Annotated in this window: 21 protein-coding genes, 1 pseudogene and 1 other annotated feature; of the genes and pseudogenes, 8 read left to right on the forward strand and 14 right to left on the reverse strand. The window is 35.7% G+C overall.

The features are described 5' to 3' along the window. Position 1: 1 nt before the first annotated feature. Positions 2–634, reverse strand: a complete 633-nt coding sequence (locus tag LGQ02_RS13920; RefSeq protein ID WP_319003465.1) for a GTP diphosphokinase — start codon at positions 632–634, stop codon at positions 2–4. A 41-nt stretch (positions 635–675) separates the two neighbouring features. Then, positions 676–1068: a UPF0738 family protein gene (locus LGQ02_RS13925; protein ID WP_226514962.1), complete on the reverse strand. Its 393-nt coding sequence runs from the start codon at positions 1066–1068 to the stop codon at positions 676–678. Positions 1069–1251: 183 nt separating this feature from the next. Here LGQ02_RS13925 and LGQ02_RS13930 point away from each other — a divergent pair, with 183 nt between their 5' ends. The 4 genes and pseudogenes from LGQ02_RS13930 to LGQ02_RS13945 all read left to right on the forward strand — a co-directional run bounded on the left by LGQ02_RS13930 (position 1252) and on the right by LGQ02_RS13945 (position 4083). Continuing rightward, complete coding sequence (locus LGQ02_RS13930; RefSeq protein WP_226514963.1) at positions 1252–1848, forward strand: CYTH domain-containing protein; 597 nt, start codon at positions 1252–1254, stop codon at positions 1846–1848. A gap of 14 nt (positions 1849–1862) precedes the next feature. Beyond that, positions 1863–2480: a lytic transglycosylase domain-containing protein gene (locus tag LGQ02_RS21395; RefSeq protein WP_319003466.1), complete on the forward strand. Its 618-nt coding sequence runs from the start codon at positions 1863–1865 to the stop codon at positions 2478–2480. 271 nt (positions 2481–2751) lie between these two features. Beyond that, positions 2752–3135 carry a globin domain-containing protein gene (locus LGQ02_RS13940; protein ID WP_226514964.1) on the forward strand — a complete coding sequence of 128 codons (384 nt, stop codon included), beginning with the start codon at positions 2752–2754 and terminating at the stop codon, positions 3133–3135. A gap of 31 nt (positions 3136–3166) precedes the next feature. Next, a pseudogene (locus LGQ02_RS13945) lies at positions 3167–4083 on the forward strand (ClpXP adapter SpxH family protein). A 712-nt stretch (positions 4084–4795) separates the two neighbouring features. Here the strand turns inward: LGQ02_RS13945 and pepF are convergent. The 4 genes from pepF to mecA all read right to left on the reverse strand — a co-directional run bounded on the left by pepF (position 4796) and on the right by mecA (position 10968). Beyond that, on the reverse strand, positions 4796–6607 hold the full coding sequence (gene pepF, locus LGQ02_RS13950; protein WP_226514965.1) for an oligoendopeptidase F: 1812 nt from the start codon (positions 6605–6607) through the stop codon (positions 4796–4798). Positions 6608–6695: 88 nt separating this feature from the next. Next, the gene (locus LGQ02_RS13955) at positions 6696–7952 is read right to left on the reverse strand and encodes a competence protein CoiA (protein WP_226514966.1); all 1257 of its coding nucleotides are present in this window, start codon (positions 7950–7952) and stop codon (positions 6696–6698) included. A gap of 680 nt (positions 7953–8632) precedes the next feature. Further along, positions 8633–10144 (reverse strand): cardiolipin synthase, encoded by a 1512-nt coding sequence (cls, locus tag LGQ02_RS13960; RefSeq protein WP_226514967.1) that lies wholly within the window; start codon positions 10142–10144, stop codon positions 8633–8635. A 173-nt stretch (positions 10145–10317) separates the two neighbouring features. Continuing rightward, complete coding sequence (mecA, locus tag LGQ02_RS13965; protein ID WP_226514968.1) at positions 10318–10968, reverse strand: adaptor protein MecA; 651 nt, start codon at positions 10966–10968, stop codon at positions 10318–10320. A 397-nt stretch (positions 10969–11365) separates the two neighbouring features. Between mecA and LGQ02_RS13970 the strand changes: the two genes are divergently transcribed. Then, on the forward strand, positions 11366–12067 hold the full coding sequence (locus LGQ02_RS13970; protein ID WP_226514969.1) for a TerC family protein: 702 nt from the start codon (positions 11366–11368) through the stop codon (positions 12065–12067). 181 nt (positions 12068–12248) lie between these two features. On the opposite strand, the gene spxA is transcribed toward LGQ02_RS13970, so the two are convergent. The 4 genes from spxA to LGQ02_RS13985 all read right to left on the reverse strand — a co-directional run bounded on the left by spxA (position 12249) and on the right by LGQ02_RS13985 (position 15798). Beyond that, positions 12249–12650, reverse strand: coding sequence for a transcriptional regulator SpxA (gene spxA / locus LGQ02_RS13975; protein WP_226514970.1), 402 nt, complete (start codon positions 12648–12650; stop codon positions 12249–12251). A 730-nt stretch (positions 12651–13380) separates the two neighbouring features. Continuing rightward, entirely contained in the window at positions 13381–13509 is a 129-nt protein-coding gene (locus LGQ02_RS21330; RefSeq protein WP_264183983.1) for a hypothetical protein, read from the reverse strand. A 102-nt stretch (positions 13510–13611) separates the two neighbouring features. Beyond that, positions 13612–14187: a GNAT family N-acetyltransferase gene (locus tag LGQ02_RS13980; protein ID WP_226514971.1), complete on the reverse strand. Its 576-nt coding sequence runs from the start codon at positions 14185–14187 to the stop codon at positions 13612–13614. 387 nt (positions 14188–14574) lie between these two features. Then, the gene (locus LGQ02_RS13985) at positions 14575–15798 is read right to left on the reverse strand and encodes a putative glycoside hydrolase (protein ID WP_226518322.1); all 1224 of its coding nucleotides are present in this window, start codon (positions 15796–15798) and stop codon (positions 14575–14577) included. A gap of 574 nt (positions 15799–16372) precedes the next feature. Here LGQ02_RS13985 and LGQ02_RS13990 point away from each other — a divergent pair. Both LGQ02_RS13990 and LGQ02_RS13995 read left to right on the forward strand, forming a co-directional pair. Then, positions 16373–16915, forward strand: coding sequence for an HD domain-containing protein (locus LGQ02_RS13990; protein ID WP_226514972.1), 543 nt, complete (start codon positions 16373–16375; stop codon positions 16913–16915). Between the two features lie 352 nt (positions 16916–17267). Beyond that, positions 17268–18269, forward strand: a complete 1002-nt coding sequence (locus tag LGQ02_RS13995; protein ID WP_226514973.1) for a sodium:calcium antiporter — start codon at positions 17268–17270, stop codon at positions 18267–18269. Between the two features lie 185 nt (positions 18270–18454). On the opposite strand, the gene LGQ02_RS14000 is transcribed toward LGQ02_RS13995, so the two are convergent. Then, positions 18455–19006, reverse strand: coding sequence for a TlpA family protein disulfide reductase (locus tag LGQ02_RS14000; RefSeq protein ID WP_226514974.1), 552 nt, complete (start codon positions 19004–19006; stop codon positions 18455–18457). 145 nt (positions 19007–19151) lie between these two features. After that, positions 19152–19398: a binding site (T-box leader), on the forward strand. 57 nt (positions 19399–19455) lie between these two features. On the opposite strand from LGQ02_RS14000, the gene trpS reads away from it, so the two are divergent. After that, positions 19456–20445 carry a tryptophan--tRNA ligase gene (gene trpS / locus LGQ02_RS14005; RefSeq protein WP_226514975.1) on the forward strand — a complete coding sequence of 330 codons (990 nt, stop codon included), beginning with the start codon at positions 19456–19458 and terminating at the stop codon, positions 20443–20445. A 168-nt stretch (positions 20446–20613) separates the two neighbouring features. Here the strand turns inward: trpS and LGQ02_RS14010 are convergent, their stop codons facing one another. The 3 genes from LGQ02_RS14010 to LGQ02_RS14020 all read right to left on the reverse strand — a co-directional run bounded on the left by LGQ02_RS14010 (position 20614) and on the right by LGQ02_RS14020 (position 22597). Continuing rightward, positions 20614–21366 carry a DUF3603 family protein gene (locus LGQ02_RS14010; RefSeq protein WP_226514976.1) on the reverse strand — a complete coding sequence of 251 codons (753 nt, stop codon included), beginning with the start codon at positions 21364–21366 and terminating at the stop codon, positions 20614–20616. Between the two features lie 98 nt (positions 21367–21464). Next, a complete protein-coding gene (locus LGQ02_RS14015) occupies positions 21465–21671 on the reverse strand; it encodes a YuzI family membrane protein (RefSeq protein ID WP_226518323.1) in 207 nt (68 codons plus the stop codon). 116 nt (positions 21672–21787) lie between these two features. Next, entirely contained in the window at positions 21788–22597 is an 810-nt protein-coding gene (locus LGQ02_RS14020; protein ID WP_226514977.1) for a DUF2268 domain-containing putative Zn-dependent protease, read from the reverse strand. Positions 22598–22684: the final 87 nt, after the last annotated feature.

Genomic DNA, 22684 nt, shown 5'->3' on the forward strand with positions numbered 1-22684 from the left:
CCTACTTTTTCCTTAATGATTCTTGATTTTTTGAAATGATCTGTTGAGCTTCTTGTACTTCACCACGAATTTGTGACATTTCCTCATCTAATTGAAAGGCAGCTTCGGCAGCTCTTTTTAACCTTTCTTCAATTTGAGGAGGAATATCCCTTCCATATTTATATTGGAGGGAATGTTCAATTGTAGCCCAAAAGTTCATCGCTAATGTGCGTATTTGTAGTTCTACTAAAATTTGCTTTTCTCCATCAATCGTTTGAACAGGGTACCTTAATACAACATGATAAGAACGGTACCCACTTTGCTTTTTATGCTTTATATAGTCTCTTTCTTCAACAATCTCAAAGTCTGTACGTTCATGAATTAGTTCAACTACTGTATCGATATCACCAACGAATTGGCACATAATTCTTACTCCTGCTAAGTCTTGCATCTGCTCTTCTAATTCGTTTAGTGGGATGTTCTTTCGTTTCGCTTTTTCTAATATACTTGAGACTGGTTTCACACGTCCGGTAACAAATTCAATGGGTGTTTGTTTAGACGAGAGCTGATACTGTTCTCGTACACTACGTAATTTAATTTTAAGTTCATCGACTGCTTGTTTGTATGGCGCAAGCATCACATCCCAGTCTTTCAACGAAATCACCACCTGCTTAGTTAATTATTATGTATTGTATGTTATTTAAAAAACATATTTTCAACCGCTTGGACCATGTCCTCACCGTAGTTATTATTCCCTTTTATATTCTCAACTAAATAGCCGATTTCAGCCCAAAACTGGTCAAGGGTAATTTCAACGTTTCCATCATCATGCTCTAGAACAAGGACGACTTCGTTTTCTTGCTCTCTATGTGCAGCAAGTGTTTCCCATGTGGACGTTGTAAAACGTAAGTGTGCAAACGCCTCTTCATCTTCAAGCAAATAAACAAACGTTTCGCGATCTGAATCAGCAAGCATTTGACCTGCTGGCTTTAACGTATGTAAATAATCTTTTGTTTCCTTTGATTTTGCTTTTGCTACGATTTTTTCTTCTGAAGTATTTAATTCTTCTACTATCCAAGATTGGTTCATTTTCTCTACCTCCACATTGATTCTTCCACGTACAGTTTACCATACAACTATATTTTATCGGAAATAGAAACTGATGACTTTATGAACAAAAAACCAGACAAAATTCCTACATTATTGTACATTGTTATTCATGATAAGCTATGGAATAATAGAAACGAGATTGTCTTATAGAAGGTGAAAAAAATGAATCAAGAAATTGAAATTGAATTTAAAAACCTCCTAACAAAACAAGAATACGTTTTGTTATGTGATAAATATTCGGAGGTATTATCAGATAAAAAGATACAGACGAACTTTTATTTCGATGATGAACAAATGTCTTTAAAAGAACATGGAAGTGCTTTACGGATTCGCGAAAAATCAGGAAAGTACGTCTTAACCTTTAAACAGCCACATAAAGAAGGATTATTAGAAACACACCAGTCTTTAACAGGAATAGAAAAAGAAAATGCAGTACATTCAGGCAGTATCCCAAAAGGGGATGTACTCAACCAAATCCAAGCTCTCCTAAATCGAAATGACATTCATTTCAACTATTTAGGAGAGTTAACAACGATCCGGATGGAGGGAGAAGTTGAAGGCGGTCTCCTTGTATTAGATCAGAGCAAGTATTTCGACATTACCGATTATGAACTGGAATTTGAGTGTAATGAAGCAGAGCCAGGGAAACAGGCTTTTAATACAATACTTGCGACATGTGATATCCCTATACGACCTACCCCAAATAAAATCCGACGCTTTTTTGAAGAGAAAATAAAGAAAGATATTCATGATAAATGAGGTGAGCTTATTCAATGAACATTTCTGGATTTAAAGATTACTATCAGTGGCAAATCCTCCGCTCACTAGGTGAAAAAAAATCAAACTCACTTATGAATTCAAGTAAAGTCGATGTTACTTTTAATCAACTCTTTCATAAGCAAATAAAGCATAATACAATAGAAAGTCATACAAAGTCACCGATCACGAATTCAAAAGTAACTAACTCACTGCCTAGTACAAGCTCCTCTCGTGGAGAATCTTTTATGCCATATATTAAAGAAGCTTCAAAAAAATATGGTGTTGATGAGAAACTCATTTATGCTGTGATCCAGCAGGAGTCAGGGTTTCGTCCTCAAGCAGTGAGTCATGCCGGAGCAAGAGGATTAATGCAATTAATGCCGATAACCGCAAAGGGATTAGGTGTTCAAGATGTTTTTGACCCTAAGCAAAACATCGAAGGTGGAACGAAGTATATAAAACAAATGTTAGATCGATATAACGGAGATATTCAACTTGCTCTTGCTGCTTACAATGCAGGACCTGGTAATGTCGACCGATATGGTGGTATCCCGCCATTTAAAGAAACAAAAAACTATGTTCCGAAAGTGCTAAACACTTATCGAAACCTTTCCTCATCTATTTTTGTATAACAATTAAAAGCAGTCTCAGTGATTCCCACTATTTGAGACTGCTTTTTTTATGTTATTTTAAAACAATAAGTCATATTAGTGGTATTTTACTTTTAATAAATGTATGATGTCATATTGTTATTACCCTTATTAAAAACCATGATAGTGATGGCAAGCCTCATTAGTTGAAGCGACCAAAAAGGATTGCTACAATAAAAATACATTTTCAGATATAAATTATTATTAAATCATTTCAAAGTATGCAATTGCATGCATATAAAAGGAGTTCCTTATGTATTACAGTAATGAGCAAACACCTTATGACCTCATTGGAGAAGAAAAGTTGTCAGAACTTGTAGACACATTTTATCAACTTGTTTCTGAGCATCCTGATTTAGCTCCTATTTTTCCAGATGACTTAACTGAAACAGCTAGAAAACAAAAACAGTTTTTAACACAGTTTTTAGGAGGCCCACCTTTATATTCAGAAGAACATGGGCACCCTATGTTACGTGCAAGACATATGCCATTTAAAATAACACCAACGAGGGCTGAGTCGTGGCTTTCATGCATGGCTCAAGCATTAGTTGAGGTTGACATTAAAGATCCAGTCCGCACTCACCTGTTTGACCGTCTGACACAAACGGCGCAGCATATGATTAATACAGAAGAGTAATCACGCTCTCTTTCTAAAAGGAGGGATCAACATGAGTACAAAAAACGAAACATTCGTGTGTGACGATAAATTAGGAATTTGCTGTCCGAAAGAACCTGCGTCATTTTATATCAATCCGATAAAAAAGAAGCCGATTGAAATATATATGTTTATTGATCCTTTATGCCCTGAGTGTTGGGCACTTGAACCAATTATAAAAAAATTACAAATGGAGTATTCTTCCTATTTTACAATCCGTACATTGCTTGGAAATGAAATTAAATGTTTGAACCAACCTAAGCATCTATCTCACTTCAAGCAAATGGCACAATCTTATGATGAAACAGCTAATCGTACCGGAATGCCATATGTGACGGGGATGTTTGGCATGAAAACCAGCCAATTACACCATACTCTGCAATGATTGGTATTAAAGCAGCAGAACTTCAAGGAAAGGCTGTCGGGTCGAAATATTTAAGACGTCTACGAGAAGCGCTTTTTGTTCACAAGAAAAATATTGCAAATGAAACGGTACTTATTGAATGTGCAGAAGCAACGAAAGGAATGGATGTTAATGAATTTAAAGACGACCTACATTCAGCAAGTGCGACAAAAGCATTCAAATGTGACGTGAAAACAACAAAAGAAATGGATGTTAATTCCGTACCAACACTCGTCTTTTTCAATGATGACGTTGATGAGCCTGGATTAAAAGTACCTGGATTGTACGATTACAACGTATACGTTGATATTTTAGAAGATATGTTAGGAAAAACACCGGAAAAGTGTCCACCGATTTCAATTGAACAATTTTTAAAGTTCTACACATTAGTAGCCGAAAAAGAGATCTCTGTCGTCTTCGATATGACAATGGAAGAAGTATCGAAAGAAATGAAGCGACTACAAATTCAACAAAAAGTAGAGCCTGTTCTCGTTAAATACGGTAAACTGTGGCGTTACCTTGATTAATATAGTATATAGAGTGACCTTAGGAGGTCATTCTTTTTTTGTATCATACGGGCTAAAATGCGAAGAAATCAGGTACAGAACCTGATTTCTTCTATATTGACAAAATTTTAAGAAGGGTTTAAAACAAGATCAAATATGCAGGGGGTATGTGATCTGTTTCACAATTATAATATACCAAATTTAATTTCACTAATCTACACCCCCTCCCCACCTTTCACAAAGAAGTCACAATATAGCCTGTTATTTTTTTGTTTTAAAGGACAATCATTTGCATATGTATATGAATATGATAACACTTTACAGTCATTTTTAATTGCATTTTATTAATCTTATATGAAGGAATGGGATTTATTTATGTTCTTTAAATACAGCATTGGTTTTATCGGTGTCATTATTAGTTTTTATTTTTCTTTACTAAGTTTAATGAACCTTTTTCCCAAGTTAATCGCACTTCCGCTCCTTCTCATCTCAATAATGTATACGATCCAGTTATTCAACGGAAGACATCGTTTTAAAGGGTTGCAACGATTGCAGAAGCGATAAAACTATGCACGAACCATCGTTATAGAGAGGGGGGATCTACGAACGTCATGAGTCCCTTTCTCTTCAACTTTTTCTTCACCTAGCTACCAATATATTACCACTCTCATTAATTTCCCACTCAAAGACATGAAAAAGAGCACCATCAATTGGTGCCCTTAACAAATTACATTTATTCAAATATTAAGCTCTCTAATTCATCTAACGTTTCTTCAAATACAGAAAGCGCTTGTTTAATCGGTTCAGAAGATGTCATGTCAACTCCCGCTTTTTTAAGCACCTCAATCGGATAGTCTGAGCTACCTGCTTTTAAGAAATCAATATAACGATCTACAGCTGTCTGTCCTTCTTCTAAAATCTGTTTTGCAAGAGCTGTTGCAGCACTATAACCAGTCGCATATTGATAAACATAGAAGTTCATATAGAAATGTGGGATACGTGCCCACTCTAATGCAATCTCTTCATCAATGACGATATCATCACCGAAATATTTTTTATTTAAGTCATAATACATATCACTTAGTAGATCTGGTGTTAAAGGCTCACCGTTTGCTGCTTTTTCGTGCATCATTTGCTCAAATTCAGCAAACATAGTTTGACGGAAAACAGTGCCTCTAAATCCTTCTAAGAAATGATTTAATAAGTATAAACGTTTTTGCTTATCATCAGTTACGTTTAACATATGGTCGTTTAACAATGCCTCATTACACGTCGATGCAACTTCAGCAACGAAGATTGAATAGTTCGCATAAGGGAATGGCTGTGATTTTCTCGTATAATAACTATGAACAGAGTGACCAAATTCATGTGTCAACGTAAATAAGTTGTTTACATTGTCTTGCCAGTTCATTAAGATGTATGGCATTGTCCCGTATGCCCCAGAAGAATAAGCGCCACTACGTTTACCGACGTTCTCTTCTACGTCAACCCAACGGTTGTTAAATCCTTCTTCAACAATCGATACGTACTCATCACCTAATGGTTTGACTCCTTTTAAAACAAGGTCTTTCGCGTCTTCATAACTTACCTTCATATCAACATCTTTAATAAGTGGCGTATATAAGTCATACATGTGTAACTCATCAACACCTAATGCTTTTTTACGCATTTTTACGTAACGGTGCAATAAATGAAGATGGTCATTCACTGTATCAACAAGCTGGTCGTATACGACTTCTGGAATATTGTTTTTACTTAAAGCAGCTTGACGAGCAGAGTCATAATTTCTTATGTTCGCATTAAATAAATTCTTTTTTACATTACCACTAATCGTACTTGCGAACGTGTTTTTATATTTTCCGTACGTATCATAAACTGCTTTAAATGCTTCTTCACGAACGCGGCGGTCGTTGCTTTCTAAGAAACGAAGATACCTACCATGAGTTACTTCAATCTCATTTCCGTCCTCATCTTTTACTTTCGGAAACTTCATATCAGCATTGTTTAACATTCCAAACGTATTTGACGGATTACTCGTTACTTCGCTTACTTGAGCAAGTAACGCTTCTTCCTTTTCACTCAATACGTGGGGACGCTGATGGTTCAACTGCTCTAATGTATGTTTATATAGCTTTAGATCCTCATTCTCTTTTAAAAATTGAGCAATCTTTTCTTCAGGAATAGCTAAAAGTTCTGGAGTCACAAAAGAAGCTGCATTCGTTACTTGTGAAAGTAATTGACTTGCACGGTCATTTAAACCTTGATAAAAAGAGTTAGTCGTATCTTGGTCATAACGCATACGAGCATATGTATAAAGCTTTCCAAGTTTCTTCGAGATTTCATCTTGGTATTGAAGTGCTTCATATAACGTTTTTGATGATTCTCCAAGCTTACCTTTAAACTCTTTTAGCTTCGGTAGCATATCTTTGATTTCTTGGAATTCTTTCTCCCAATCATCATCAGTTGCATAAATATCTTCTAAGTCCCATGTTAACTCTTTTGGAATTTCATCACGTTTTGGTAGTGATGCCGTTTGATTTGCCATAAGAAAACCTCCAAATATTCGAATTTTTTAGAGTTTATTTTGCTCCAATACAATATTTCGTGATAAAACAGCAATCTCCTTTATATTTTTAAAAAATATTTTTGTACTCGAAATAAATTTCATTTGTTTCGTGAAATATCATTTCCATTTTCTTTTGGACAAATGCATCGTCATGTATTAAAGTATCTAATGATTTATTTACGGTTATATGTTTCTTAATCATGTAAACGCCTATATAACACTTTTTTAAGACATGAAAATGACAAAGCACATCAAAATATTCAGTGATTGTTTTACGAAGCATATCTTTAATGTGAACACCAATCTCAGCCATTAAAAACGGGCCATCTTCACAGATCTCTACGTAATTATTTATAATATTTGATATGGTTAATTGACTATTTATAGGTGTACGATTAATAACATTTAATACAAGATGCGATTGCCATAACTCAGGAGCTGTCGTAAAGAGAAAGTTTGATTTTAACGGAAGACAGCAAAGTGCAGGTACATAATTTAAATTTAGCTGATGCTGTAAAAATAGTGGTAGCACAAACGCTTCTGCTTTTGACAGCGACAAATATCTTTTCGTTCGCTTTTTCATAATCTCCTTTTTCCAAGATTCAAGGTAACTGATATCATATTTATGAGGAGAGGTGACCGTGTTTCCTGTAGAGAGTGACAATGTGAAGAGGTTAAGTGGGCTTATTGAATACGTTAACTCAATTGGATAGGCCATCATTTTTTTGGAGTTTATATATCTAAACCGTGATAAAACGATCCACCGTTTCTTTTTAGGATCTAAGTATAGTGAATAAAGTTGAGGGTGTGCTTGTATGAAGTGATGATGTAACGTGTTACGTGGAAAAACAATTGAATGTTTTTGTATAGATTCTGATTGAAAACCGACCCATATCGGTTTTATATTGTAAATTTCATATTCGTTCGTTCTATTTATCAGTTCTTTTATTGGTATTGCCGATCTTTGCAATTCAAAAGCAATTGGCTGATTTCTTATATTGACGAATACATCTGCCCGTTGTTTTATGTGAGGAAAATATTTCTCTAACGTTGGTGAGTAACCATGTATTTCTAACCAGTGCGCGAGCTCCAATTTTCCATCTAGATGTTCTTTTGATTCACCGCCTCGATTTAAACTGCACGACGAGTTCGATATATGAGCAAAATGCCACGCCTGTTTATCACCAAGTTTTAATATGAGTCTATCCTCACATATAGGACAACAAAAAGGAGAGATCGCCTCTAACTCACGCAATTCATCTTCAGTCCAATGCTTTTCACGTAGGTGAACCATCTTCGCGTGTTGATGCACTGCAAAAAACATGTCTCATATAACACCTCCAATTCGATTTAGTTATATATTACAAAAACACGAACGTATGTTCAAGCATGACAATAAACAAAACTTGGCTTTTCGTTAAAGAGATTCTTAGTAAGCGAAGTGTGCTTACATAGAAGCTCTTATGCTTTAGTGCAAGTCTAAATAAGGAACTTCGGCTAAAGTCGATCACGTCCTGTGATCAACACCGAAGCCACCACCTCCTGTGGAAGTAAGCCTTAGTTGCCACAAGCTCAACTCCTATGATTAAACGCCGAGTTGCGACGAGTAACCGCAGGAGCAACGAGTATCGGCTTCCTCGAAATCCCTTCGAGCTGCGACGAGTAACCGCAGGAGCACTTACTATCGACCATAAATTTATAAATTCTGATAGTATAAAGAAAACTTCCCGATTGGCGAGCCTATAAGGCGAAGACAGAGGCGTAGTTGCGACGAGCTATACTCCTTGATTATGCTTCGAGCTGCGACGAGTAACCGCAGGAGCCGACGCACAGGATGTGCTAGCACCGGCGTTCCAACAGGACGTCTGGTCTTTAGCCGGTATGCCTTACTATACACATAAAAATTTTCACTACGTCGAAATTGCTTCTTAGCTAAAATTTTATACGCTTATAGTGTAAAAAAACTGCCTCAAAATGATATCCATTAATGAGACAGTCTTTTTACTATAAAAGTGGTGATAACAGCCTTGAAGTTGATTCGATTAATTTGTGTGCAAATGAACGTCTTTTGAACGCATCATAACGAATGACCGTCGAATGTTCCATATCGTACACGAAATCACTAACTAACGATTCAACACTTCGTGTACGGTAAAGAAATGCGTTGGCTTCAAAATTTAAATGGAAACTTCTCATATCCATATTCGCAGTTCCAATCGACGCTATTTCATGATCAACGATGATGAGCTTACTATGCATAAAACCTCTGTGGTATTCGTAAATTTTCGCTCCTGCTTCTAGCAGTTCCGGAAAGTACGAACGAGACGCATAAAATACGATTCTTTTATCGGGACGGCTTGGTACTAATATGCGAACATCGATACCACTTAAAGAAGCAATTTTAATTGCACTTAACATATCATCGTCGGGGATAAAATATGGCGATGCAATCCAAATGGATTTTTTTGCAGAAGTTATCATTGTAAAAAATAATTTCTTCAAGACTTCCCACCTGGTGTCAGGTCCACTTGCAATCATTTGTACGCCGCCTTCACTTTTTGCAATTGGTAAACTCGGAGATAAATAACTTTGCTTTAAGGCTGCCTCTCCCGTCGCATAATGCCAATCTCTAAGGAAAATGAGCTGTAAACTTCTAACAGCCTCTCCTTGTACTAACAAGTGTGTATCTCTCCAATGCCCAAAGTAACGGTCCTTCCCTAAATATTCATCACCGATATTTAATCCACCAATAAAGGCATACTTTGCATCAACAACAATAATTTTACGATGATTACGGTAATTAATTTTGTTCGTGAAAATCGGAAACCTTACAGGTGAGAATGGTACCATTTGGACCCCTGCTTCTCTTAATTCATAAATGTAAGATTTATTTAATTTAAAGCAACCTACAGCATCAAATAAAAACCGAACAACAACCCCTTCTTTTGCTTTCTGAATTAATATGTCTTTTATTTCTTGACCAATTTCATCATCACGAACGATGTAGTACTCTAAATGAATGTGATCTTCTGCTTTTCTTAGTGCATGTTTTATATGAGTAAATGTTTCTTTTCCATCAGTTAACACCTTTGTATCTGATTGAAATGAGACTGGATTGTTTGCTAATTTATGAGCTAGACGAAATAGCTTTTGCTGATGGTCTCTCATTTCATTTAATTTCGATTCATCTAATGGACGGTTCCCTTCTATTTTATAAAACGCTTGTTCGTCGAGAATCGCCTTTTTGGTAAATGACTTCCGTTTTCGATGATTTTGCCCAAACATTAAATAAAAGAAGAATCCAACAATCGGAAAAGTACCTAAAACAACCAGCCAAGTAACTGTTTTTGTCGGGTTTCGATTTTCCAAGAATATGACCAGGGCGATAAAAAAAGCAGAGAGTGAGAAAATAATACTCACTCCACCGACGAGCCAGTTCTCCCAATATCCTCTTGTGATATACAATAAAAACGAAATAATAATTAAGAAAACAGTGATCTGTATCCGCTTAAGCATAAATAATCTCCTTTTAGACACATTGCTCCTTATATAAAGATATATACTATCTTTCTTCAAACTGTCAAATAAACCTTCTTCACTGCATGTAATAATCTCACGCTGCATTAGCTGTCATATACGAGCCAAAACAAATAAGACTGATCCTTAATCATTTAGGACCAGTCGTTAAATTAAGCAAATTGTTTTCTGATTTCTGTTAAAGCATCCGAGGCAATAATTGTATTACCATATTCTTGAATGCGGTGAATTGTAATATCCGATTCATAGCCAAACTCAAGCATACGGCTTAATAAATTATCTTGTTCTTCGTCACTGTACTTTTCATCTAATGTTACAAAAATGTAGTACGTATTTTCAAATGAATAAAAGCTAGTATCTACATCTTCATTAAAGGAATGACTGAGAGAGATGACATCTTCCAAATCGTTAAAACCGATAACAACACTAAGAGAAGAATCTGTATCTAGATCATTCTCATCATTCGTAAATTGACTGTCTAACATATCGACAATGTTATTATCCACAGGCATTTCATCCTTTTCATCATCGAGTGGGATTTCAAGTTTTACGTTACCGTCATTAACTTGACCTTGCGTCACAATGACTTCTAGACCTTGATCCATTGCATGAACTTGCACCCATAATGGCCCTGAGATCTCAATATTCTCCTGGTCATTTACTTCACTCATCATTTCGAAGAACAATTCTTCTCCACGTTCACGGTTATACCAAATTTCATCTTTATCAAATCCTCGACGCTCTATGTCGTTATACGTAATAAAAAACTTCACAGTAGAATCGTTAATTCTTTCAATTTCCATTTGTTCTCACCCTTTCTCGAGTCTTTAAAACTTAGAGAACAATTTCTCAAATACGTATTATTTCTTAATACCCAATAATACTGTACATTAACCGTCATCTCTTTTAGTTATACTCTTATTTTAAGCGATTTTTAGTAAACAATAAAGCCACCTTTTTAAATAAAATAAGTCCATTCAAGGTTTAAAAAGATTTTTTGCTTTCACCTAATTTGGCGATCTCTCCCTTGTTTTTCACGACTTAAAAATCAGTTTTCAGACAGTATAAACTAGTTTTACTCAAAGATCAATGTTCTATTACCAGAAAGGCTTGTATATATATAAATGAAGTCCTTGTACAAAAAATTCATTTGTCTTCTTAATTAATATTTTAATTGTAGACCTTAGGGGGAATCAACCTTTGAGCTCAGAATTCCTTACACAATTATTAATGGTTATCGGGATTGATATTATTTTGGGTGGAGATAATGCGATTGTTGTTGCTCTCGCTTGCCGAAATTTACCTCCACATTTAAGAAATAAAGCAATCGTTTTAGGGATCCTTCTCGCTATTGCAGCACGGGGAGTTCTCACTCTTGTTGCAGTTGAATTATTAGCAATCCCATATTTAATGTCCATTGGAGGTATCCTCCTTTTATGGATCGCATACCGATTGTTAGTTTCAGCTGAAGAAGAGCATTCGATTTCCAGCAAGCCAAGAGTAAGAGATGCCATTAAAACCATCGTAGTTGCTGATATTGTCATGGGCTTTGATAATGTATTAGCTATTGCTGGCGTTGCACAAGGTAATGGTCTCATCGCATTAATTGGTCTTGTAATCTCTGTCCCCATTATCATTTGGGGGAGTAAAATTATTCTTTTCTTAATGAAAAAGTTTCCATTTATTATTTATATAGGATCAGCTATCTTAGTGTATACTGCAGCAAAAATGATTCTACATGAGCAAGTCATCCAAGAATGGATCCATTCACTCGGGCTTTCAAACGGGATGTTTATTTACCTGCTTATTGCTTTCATTTTATTTATTGGTTGGGCAATCAATCATATAAAAGGAATTGAATTTTTCCACACGCTTCGCTTCAGCCGTAATAAAAAACAATAACAATAAGGCTGTCTAAAAATAAGTGTCAAGTTTTTCTAATGGTTCAGAAGAAACTAGACACTTGTTAGACAGCCTCTAAATTATTTTCCTACTTTATAAGTAATTCCCCTATTTATAACAGTAGTAAATTTCTTTCAAAGACAACAAATTGCAAAATGTTAAGCTTGTCATGTACACGATTTTATTCATTCACTAATTTCTTTGCAGCTTCTTGAAGCTGGAATGTACGCACTTTTCTAGGTAAGAAACGACGAATCTCTGCTTCGTTATAACCGACTTGAATTCGCTTTTCATCTAAAATAATCGGACGGCGTAAAAGGCCAGGATGGTCACTTATTAACTGAAATAATTGTTGCAAAGGCATTGCGTCTAATTCCACATCTAACTCTTGAAACACTTTGGAACGTGTAGAGATAATTTCATCTGTCCCATCTTCTGTCATTCGAACTACTTCTTTTACCTCTTCTACTGACAATGGCTCTGAGAAAATATTTCTTTCGACAAACTCAATACCATGTTCTTGCAACCAAGCTTTTGCTTTGCGGCACGAAGTACAACTAGGTGATGTAAATAATGTTACCATGAACCGATTCTCCCTTCCGAAAATGATCTTCTGACTAGACATGTATGTGAATATCAGTGTTTATGATGTTTGCAACAATCTTTATTATACTATAATTATTATAATTTGAGTAGAGGTGCATAAAAAAAAGTTTGTCTCTCTAAATATGTATAGTCTAGTCGCTTCATTAAGCTTTACCCATTAAATTAAAACGATAAACATGAATTTAATCTCAATTATTATTTAATACGTTCATTCTCAATAAAAGTTTCATTTTTCTATTAAGTTATTCAATTTCATAACTCAAAATAAGATGGGAAATTCCTAATGCTGAGCGTGAACTTCACTTCAGACGGACGCTTTCCCGAGTTCTTGTCTTCAGCTAACTTAGGCTCGACAACTCTTCGCCTAAATGGATCTTCAGCTCGTTGCTCCTGCGGTTACTCGTCGCAGATAAACAGTGCTCCTGCGGTTACTCGTCGCAGATAAACAGTGCTCCTGCGATTACTCGTCGCAGATAAACAGTGCTCCTGCGATTACTCGTCACAGATAAACAGTGCTCCTGCGCCACTACGCTTGCTCGTCGCAGGTAAAGAGTGCTCCTGCGGTTACTCGTCGCAGCTCGAAGCAGTTCGAAGAAGTATTGCTCGTCGTTGCTCCTGCAGTTACTTTAATCCTTTAGCAAAGTTAAAAATTCTTAAAGTATAAGAAAACTGCCTTGCATCTAACATACAAGGCAGCTTTTGTTCCGTCAGGCAATCGATTTTGAGTGAGAAACCGGCCCTTGTTTCGGGACTCGATTTACTTCATCCCACTTCCGCTTCAATAAATCTTTCCATAACAACTTCTTCTTTCTTTTCTTTCTTGCTTTGCCCTTCACACAAAACACGCTCCTTTCAGTGTTTTGATTTAGACAACTTAGAAAGTAATGAATGAACAAAGAATTTATAAACAGTCTAGCAGATCGCCAGACGGAAACACATTACGCATTAGGTTGCTCACTATCAGAGGTCTTATCCGGGTCAAATGTAAATACTTTTTCAGGATCGTCATATGATTCCCCGTAAAGCTCCTCATCTTTATACGTATGAATTGTTTCGTACGTGTGACGCATCTTTTCGTAAATACTTTTTTCCGATTCGTTGGTCGGTGACCAATATAAAATTTCCATTTCATTAATTTTACCAGTATCTAAGGAACGACGGCGATATCCAATCGACTGAGCATGCTTAAACCCTTCTCGATGATAAAAGCGTTGTCTCTTTTCTGTATCTGTATCTTCATAATCAATGGGTTCTACTTCAAGAATGATCGGCTTACCTTTTTTCTTCATTTTATTTAAAAGCTTTCGTCCAATTCCTTGACCTCGAGCTTTACCTGACACGAATAAATAATCAATAAAAACAAAATCGTTCGTTTCAACGTACATTAATACATGGTTTGGTCCTTCATCTTTTTTGTAAATATTCTTTTTCTCTTTGAGTAATAGCTCCATGTGCTCTTGTGATTTCATTTCTTCAATCGGAAAATATTGATTTAACTTTTCATACCAATTCATTAATTTAATGACCTCCAGTTTCTGCTACGTACCATTACTTTTCCCTTAATCAATCGGGACAAAGCTTCTACTTTTATTATATGTGAAGAATTCATATTGTTAAATGTGGGTAATTCCTCGTACTACTTGGTTAATCATCGTCATCATTCGTTAACAGTCGCAGTAAGTGTGAGCTTTAAAATCCCTTATGTTTCCTCTCAATCACTCACACGTTTGGTTATTATCTTGCTCATTTTCATAAAAATCATGTGGAAAGGAAGTAGCTTCTAAGTCGGTAACCTGGCGGTATTATCGCTCTTTATGATAAAAGGGACTGCGACGACGTACTTTGCTGTAATACAAAAAAAGGCTGTCACCATCAAAGTGACAACCCTTTTTTCATCTAACTTATTCTTTTCCAACTAAATAGTCGACGCCCTCAGTGTAACGATTTCTTGCATTCCATAATAAAAATTCGTCAATATCATTTTCATAAAGAGCGCGAATTTGTGCTTCAACTTCATCAACACCATATACTAAATAATTTCCTGCTCCTAAATAGGATGCTGTAAAATCTTGAATCCACGGTCTAGATACTGGTGGATCATCTAATTCAGCTAATTTCGCATTTTCTACCTTTGCATATTCTGTAACGAGTTCATAAGGGTACAAATCTGGTTTATCAATCCCAAAATATGATGTCCAATGGCTTGGGTAAATCATTGAGGAAATGACATCCACATTTTCTGAGATCTTCGTAAAATTTTGACCAATTCCAGGTGCCTCAGGTAATGTTGCAGTGTATCCGAAAATATCAACAGATACATCAACATCATAAGGTTCCAAGCGCTCTCTTGCATACTTCACAAAATCAGTAACAGCTTGAACACGCTTTTGAACATTATCGTCACCATCTGTATAATTACCTACTTCATAATCTAAAATATCATCACGGCGTTCAAACCCTTCTGGGAAACGAACATAGTCAAACTGAATTTCTTGAAAGCCCATTTCAGCTGCTTTTATCGCCATATCGACATTGTATTCCCAAACTTCTTCTAGAAATGGGTTTGTAAATGCTTCACCACGATTGTTTTTCCATACTTGACCATTGTCTTTAAAAGATAGATCTGGTCGCTGTTCAGCAAGTAACGTATCTTTAAATACAACAATACGAGCAATTGGATAAATTTCATGTTCCTCTAAAGTACTCATCATCGCTTCTGGGTCTGAAATCATTCGTTGAGAAATGTCAAAATAAGGTGAATCCTCATCTGGTCGATACGTTAAATAGCCATCGTCTTCTTTAATATCAATAACCATACTGTTTAAAGCCGTTGTATCAACAAGGTTAATAAGATCATTGAACCTAGCTCCGCCAGCTGAATGTCCAGTTACATAGATCCCACGGACAGCATCCGGGTACTCAAACGTATACCCTGAGTCAAAAACAAACCTAGCTACTCTCTCTGGCCACTCACGTGTTTGAAGTTGCACTTCTTTTGTCACATGTGCTCCTACTGTTAAAGCTTTTTCATTGTCTTCACCATCTGCCTGAGCTACCACCGAAAAGAAACCAAGTGTACTAAACAAAACTACAACCATTGATAAAAAAAACGTTTTTTTCCCCATTGTTTTCACTACCTTTTCTTTTTCTGTATTTCTAAGTTGTCTAAAATGGACAACCAATATGCTGGTAACTGTTGTTCTAAACGATCGGTACGTTCCATTATTTAATCTATATTCATACTTTAACATTGAATTAAGAAAAATTGTTCGATAATTTTTGAGGAACTTCATAAAAAATTCAAAATTCCTAGTAAAGTCATAAAAAACTACAAAAAGTGGCTTAGTTTCTTGTATTTAAAAGATGAAAAAGTAAGAAAGTCAACAAATTATCTTATGATAAGGCTGTGTTAAAGCTCAATGTTGATATCTTGGGATTTGAGGAATGGCAGGTGGTGACGCCTGCGGGAACAGCACGAACCGAAAATCACTCTTAACGAGTATTTACGAGTTCAGAGAAGTTGAGGTCGTGCCCGCGGCAAGCATCCAACTATAATAACGAAAATCAACAACTAACTTTAACAGAGCCTATGATAAATAACCCTAAAAAAATGTTTGACTTGCTTTATAGAAGTCAATATAATATTGAACAATATACTTTTTTAAATCATTTGACTTTTATAATAAGGAGGAAATGAGAATGAAGCGTTTATCATTATCTGAAATTTACCAACATCCTATTACCCAAAAATATATAAAACGATCAGGATTAGCTCATGCCATTTCAACTGCTTATTATGCATTTGATTATGCAAAAGAAAAAGGTGTTGACCCGGATTTAGCAGTCAAAGCAGCATTTTTACACGATATCGGACACTATAATTGGTATCGAGACGGTAAATGGGATTACGAATTATATAAAGAAAATGACATTCATGCAATAAAAGGGGCAGAACGTGCGCATAAGCTATTAATTCGTTTAGGAGAAGAACCTGTAAGTGCGAAAAAAATTGCCTTAGCGATCCTTCTTCATACTGACTCTTATTTGCCTTCAGGAGAATTAAACCTTGAACCTTTACAAGAAGTTGTCGCCTATGCTGATAAGGCTGATGAAGAACCAGATGGTTTACACCACTACAAAAATATAGAAGAAGCAAAAGCCGTACGTTTAATTAAACGATTAGACGAACAAATAAATGAAGTTCGTCACCAATATAAACAAAAGGGGCAGCCAGCATCTTAATACATAGATGTCGTGCTGTCTTTTTTCCATAGAATACATTTGACGGTTTACCTCCTCCATGATAAATTAGATTTATCATACAAAAACAACCTTTACAATACAGTTCAATAGACAGAATGTAATTGTCATATTTGAACAACATGTAAAAAGGGGAGTAGCTACCTATATTATCTTCTCTACCCATTTAATATAGGCTAATGAATCGTCACTTCAGCAGCACATATGTTGCTCGGTTCATTAAACTTTGACTTTTCAAAGGACGCAAGACCTTTTTATGAAATGAGACCTCTATTTGAGGACTGTTTCATAAGAAGGTCTATTTTTGTTTGAAAACAGGAGAGGAAGTAAGGCTATGGTTTATTTAATTTTTCTTTTAGCTGCGATCATTACAGTCGTATTAGCAGTAAGGCTTTCTACATATGCTGATGTATTGAGCAAGCGTACGTCTTTAGGCGGAATGATGGTAGGTACGATTTTACTTGCAGGTGCAACATCGTTACCTGAGTTGACAACGAGTGCAACTGCTATTTATGTTAATAATCCTAATATTGCGGTTGGAAATGTTCTTGGGAGTAATTTGTTTAATTTATTAATATTAGCTGTTTTTGATGTTATTTATCGTAAGAATAAAATGCTTACCTCTATTGAAAACGACCATGTGATCACGAGTATGGTCAGTCTAGGTTTAACGGGGCTAATATTTGCGGCAATGATTATCCCTAATGGCCCTCAAATATTTGGCGTCGGTATAGAATCCTTCCTACTAATTTTCTTTTATTTTGGTAGCATGAAAATCATTACAAGCGGTCAATCAGAAGTCACTAATGCCGAAGCTGCTGCATCTATAAATGAAAGCGACCATCATACAAGAGCAATTTCACTTAAGCACGCTAAAATAGGGTTTGTCATTTCTTCGCTACTTATTTTCGTAACAGGATCAGCGTTAACAATTGCTGGAGATCATATTGCACATAGTACGGGTTTATCTTCAACTTTCGTTGGAAGTTTTTTAATTGCTGGTGCAACTTCTTTACCTGAAGTTGTGACAGTACTAGTAGCCATTCAATTATTAAACTTCAATTTAGCCATAGGCAATATTGTTGGAAGTAACATCTTTAATTTATTGATCTTAGCTTTTATAGATGTTTTATACCGTGAAGGTAACATTTTAGGAACGGTAAGTAGTGTATCATCTATTACCGCGTTAGCTGTCATGGTTTTAAACATCATTTTCATCGCTACAATTCTTTATTGGCAAGCCCATAATCAAAACAGTAAAGTCTATGCTGTTCCATCGATCATGCTTATTATCATTTACGGTATATCATTTTATATTATCTTTTCGTTAAGCTAAAAACAAACTCTACTTTTCGAAGGTGGCTCAAACGTTTCTATGAGTCACCTTTCCTATTATTTACAAAAGGCTATTTTCTAAAAAGATAATTGCTTTTAGTAAAAATATAATCTCTCGAATCGGTTACAGGCGAACGCTTTCACCTCTTTGTATTTATAAAAAACAACAACCTATGCGAAAAAAGCCTAACGAAAAAAGTTAGATTCTCTCATTTTCTCTAATGTCATCATTCCATGAGAACGTTCCTCTATTACACCTTCTTCATTTATTAATAAAATCGTTGGTACACCAACCACTTCATATTGCTTTTGAACCACTTCATCACGATCTAATAATACTTGGTCACTTGATATTGGCAGTTCCTGTATATATTGTGCAACCGTACCTTCACTTCTTTCAGAGCCTGTTAAATTGACAGGAATCACTTTTACGTGTTCTAACAACCCTTCAGATTTGGCTGCATCTAACTGCTCCCATTGTTCTGAACAGACGTGACACCAAGAGGTAAAAAATATAAGAAACATATTTTCATTGTTATTTCCTGTTACGTATACTTCTTGTCCTTCAGCATTCCCTAAATGAAATGGCGTCATTTTATCTCCTTGCTGAACACCTTCTGACACTTCTGTCATTGTTCGCTGTGTTAATGCCCACTCATGATCTGATTGTACATACATAACCCCACCGATAAACAAAATAAAAGCTAGTAACATCCATTGTAATTTTCTTTTTAACACGGACATCCCCCCTTTCTCACAATTTATGCAAAAAAAAAGTGATTAGTACAACCTAAAACGTTTTCTGTTTGGATCTGTCCCCACCGAATTTATAAATTTGCTTTCTTATATAAAAAGGCATATAATAGTTAACAAATTTCATACAAATGAAGCGATGATAAAGAGTAGTACTTCTCCTGTAACATGTTCAGAGAGTCTGCGGTAGCTGAGAGCAGATCATGTGGCGAGTAGGAATGGACTTTTGAGCTTTCAGGCTGAACAGTTTTTCTTAGTAGGCTCTGACGTAACTCAAACGATATCTTGAGACCCCTTACTAAAAATTGGTGAGGATTATTGAGTGATTTCTATTTTAGAAATAAACAGGGTGGCAACGCGGTCCATTCGTCCCTACTTCATGGGATGAATGGGCTTTTTTTTGATGAAAAAAATGAACGAAAGGCGGAAGAAAAATGAAGACAATTTTTTCTGGAATTCAACCTAGCGGAACGTTAACTCTCGGTAATTATTTAGGAGCAATGAAACACTTCGTAGACATGCAAGATGAAAACAATTGCTATTTTTGTATTGTTGACCAACATGCCATTACTGTTCCTCAAGACCGATTAGAACTACGAAAGAATATTAAAAGCTTAGCTGCTTTATATTTAGCAGTCGGGATCGACCCTAATAAATCAACATTGTTCATACAATCAGAAGTTCCGGCACATGCTCAATTAGGTTGGATGATGCAATGCGTGAGCTACATTGGTGAACTCGAGCGTATGACACAGTTTAAAGATAAGTCTGATGGAAAAGAGGGTGTCTCATCAGCATTGTTAACTTATCCACCATTAATGGCATCAGATATCCTTCTCTATAAAACGGATATCGTACCAGTTGGAGAAGACCAAAAACAACATTTAGAACTAACAAGAAATTTAGCGGAACGATTCAATAGTAAATATAATGATATATTCACAATTCCTGAAGTTAGAATTCCTAAAGTTGGCGCTCGCATCATGTCATTAGCTGAACCAACTAAAAAAATGAGTAAATCAAGTGAAAATCAAAAAAGCTTTATTTCCATGCTTGATGATGAAAAACAAATTATGAAAAAAGTGAAAAGTGCAGTAACAGACTCTGATAATGAAGTTCGTTACGATAAAGAAAATAAACCAGGTGTATCAAACTTGCTTTCAATTTACTCTCTTTGCTCAGGTGAATCGATCGAAGCAATAGAAGAGAAGTATGCTGGCAAAGGTTATGGCGATTTTAAAGAAGGTGTTGCTCATGCGGTTATTAATACATTAAAACCAATCCAAGAGCGATACAATGAATTAATTGACTCAGAGGAATTAGATGAGATTCTAGACCAAGGTGCTGATAAAGCAAATCGCGCCGCACAAAAAATGCTCGTTAAAGCAGAAAGAGCGATGGGCCTCGGTAGAAAACGCAGATAATGATGGAAAGGCTGTTCACGGACAGTCTTTTCTTATTGAAACTTAATTTATCCGTGAGAAATTTAATTTATCCGTGAAAATCTCAATTTATCCGTGAGAAACTTAAATTTTACAATCTCCCATAAAAGAAAGCGTGATCAAATGACCACGCTTTACTATTTATGTACACTATTGAACCTTTCTTCCTTCTCCTGTTTGAATTTCCCATAGCTTTTCAAAGAAAGGTTGTCCTTTAATCATCGTTAAACAATATTCTTCATGCTTTTTTGACCAACCTTCTCTGATCTCATCATACAGCTCGTTCCATGCTTCTTCAAAACTCATTTGCTGAATCTCTAAATATTTATCAGCAGCCCATTCTGTATACCAATAGCGGATTTCAGCTGTGCTGGCTTCTTTATAAAGCTGATCTAAAGCCATGAAAAGAAGTTGTTTCAACTGTCTTTCCTTCCTTACAAGCCCCTTCATTAATAATGGATCTGGGGACAAAATATGATATTGTTTTTCACAGTCTAAATAATCCATATAGTATTCTCTGACTGGCTCTGAGGATATTAGTTGAAATAGCTGCTCTTCTTGTCTAGGGACCATACGGCTTTTACGTATTGGTGTATGATAACCAATCGTATCTACAATAATTGTTCTTACTCCGTCAGTGGCTAAGAAGCAATATTCCATTTCAACACGCTCACTTTTACGGCGAACGTAGCTTTGTTTATACACATCAGCCAACAATTCTTCTGGTAGTTCCAACAACGTGTTTTCAATATAATCAAATAACGCTTCAGAAATTTTAATCACAGCTATTTGATCAACTAATTCAATCTTGTCCTCTTTTCGCCATTCAAAAAACTCACAAACGTTATATCCATTTTCTTCGCCTTCAAACCAATTTACCCATACATCGCGCATGTGGAGCATGAGGTCAACCCCTTTATACGATTCATTTTATGAACAGTATTGTCAGGTGAAAACCAATTTATTCCACAGTTTTGCGATAAAATTAAATCTAATCTATCTCATTTCATGCGAAACGGCAAGTAAAGCATCCCCCACACAATTAATAATCCGATAATAAAAATATAAAACTCTATACGACCGATGAGGAACAAGAAATATTCTACAACGGAATAACCAACTGTTAACAAATTTAAATAGGCAACTAAGCTAACCCCTCCTGTGACAGCTAAACCAAATCCGATAAATAAAAATAAAAAGCGGACCATCACTCGTTTCTCCCCCTTCCTCCTTTCTTGTCGTTTCTTCAGCCTGTCCTATTTAAAATATATGATTGGTGTAAGGGAAAAAAGACCTCTTTTCTATAAAGACGTCAATCGATTTGTTATAAAGATGAAAGTCGTAATAACTCTTCTGGACTTTCTTTTAATAAATTTTTAGCATTAGGTAAACCATGTTTATCACAATATGATTTAACAATCTCATATCCCGTTCGATAACCTATCCATTTTGGAATCCCATACTTCCCACCAAACATATAGATATGGTGGTTTCTTCTACCGATTAAATCTTTACGCTTTTCAAGAACATATTTCCACCAATGTTTTATTTCATCAGTTGTATAAATATTTGTCCATGGTGCTTTATACTCTTCTCCTAAGGTACGTTCAACTTCAATTTCTGCTAACCCTTCCATAATCATCGATTCTAATAAAGAAACTGATTCTTCAGTATGGTTTTGGTAATGAAGTCTACAAACGTGATGATATTCATGTGTGAGTAATGCTAGCTTTTCTTTTAGTGGGATATCTTCAGAATAAAACAATAAAAGAAATGTAGGAAATGACACGCCGTTCTTGCCACGTAAGCTTTCCATTATTACTGAATGATCATCGTTTACCGGAAATATAAATATTTTTGCATCTGGTCCAGAAAATTCTTCTTTAAGTTTTTGCCAATGCCTTTCTAACTTGTTTAGTTTCATTGTTTGATGCCATTGGGCTAATTTTTTCCTCGTCATCAAGTGTATAGGCTTCAAACCATTTTGGTATAAAAATGCAATCCATTGGTCATCTGTCCATTCTGGTATTTGTTCAAAAAGTTTAGAGAATCTAGGTATGCTCTCGTCCCCTCTTCGATGATCACTTTCTTGAATAAGTTGAAGCATCCACTCTGTTGTATGAATAACCGGCATCTTATAATTTCCCCCTTACGTGACCTAATTCACTACATCGTTCTTATAAATATGTTATGCTAAAATGACTATAATGCTAACGATGAA

Origin of the sequence: Bacillus shivajii (assembly GCF_020519665.1) — a bacterium.
GTDB classification, from domain to species: Bacteria; Bacillota; Bacilli; order Bacillales; family Salisediminibacteriaceae; genus Bacillus_CA; species Bacillus_CA shivajii.